The organism is Martinezella tropici, assembly GCF_003287875.1.
Classification (GTDB): Bacteria; Pseudomonadota; Alphaproteobacteria; order Rhizobiales; family Rhizobiaceae; genus Rhizobium; species Rhizobium tropici_C.
In genome coordinates, this window is record NZ_QMKK01000005.1 from 1 (window position 1) to 740 (window position 740).

The 740-nt window shown below is 63.6% G+C and carries 2 protein-coding genes; both read right to left on the bottom strand.

What is annotated here, in order from left to right; genetic code table 11:
* On the bottom strand, positions 1 to 488 hold a 488-nt coding region (locus DQ393_RS00085), incomplete at its 3' end, for a tetrahydrofolate dehydrogenase/cyclohydrolase catalytic domain-containing protein (protein ID WP_281023911.1).
* A 3-nt stretch (positions 489 to 491) separates the two neighbouring features.
* Positions 492 to 740 (bottom strand): formyltransferase family protein (locus DQ393_RS00090; RefSeq protein WP_281023910.1); only part of this gene is annotated, 249 nt, incomplete at its 5' end.

Consider the following 740-nt stretch of genomic DNA (forward strand, 5'->3'; position numbering starts at 1 on the left):
CCCGACAGGTCCTCGCCGTGGATCGAACGCACCAGCAGCATGGCGCCGGCCGGCGTGCACGAGATCAGCCCGGTTTCGAGATCGCCGGTCGCAAGCTTGCCGGCATTGACCACATGCAGGCCATCGACATCCTTTTCCGGCTTGATCGACTGGATGATCGCATCGGAGTTCAGATGCTTCGGCAGCGGCAGCTGCACGAGAATGCCGTGGATGGACGGATCGTCGTTCAGCGAGGCCACGAGCCTTGCCAGTTCTTCCTGCGTCGTCTCCGCCGGCAGCGTGTGCTGGACCGACTTGAAGCCGCATTCCCTCGCCATCTTGCTCTTGGAGTTCACATAGGTGTGGCTGGCCGGATCGTCGCCGACGATGACGACGGCAAGCCCGGTCTTCACACCGGCCTCACTCTCAAGCCCAGCCGCCGCAGCCTTCACGGCCTCGATCACCGAAGCGGCCGCTTGTTTCCCGTCGATCACCGTTGCGAGCGCCATCACTCACCCCATGCGTTCGGAGGCATAGGAGCCCGGGCTTGCCGGGAAGACGACGGTGCGGTTGCCGTTGAGGAAGGTGCGATAGTGGATATGGGCATGGATGGCACGGGCGAGAACCTGGCTTTCGACATCGCGGCCGATCGAGACATAATCCTCGGCCGACTGCGCATGCGTGATGCGCGCCGTGTCCTGCTCGATGATCGGACCCTCGTCGAGATCGGCCGTCACATAATGCGCCGTCGCCCCGATCAG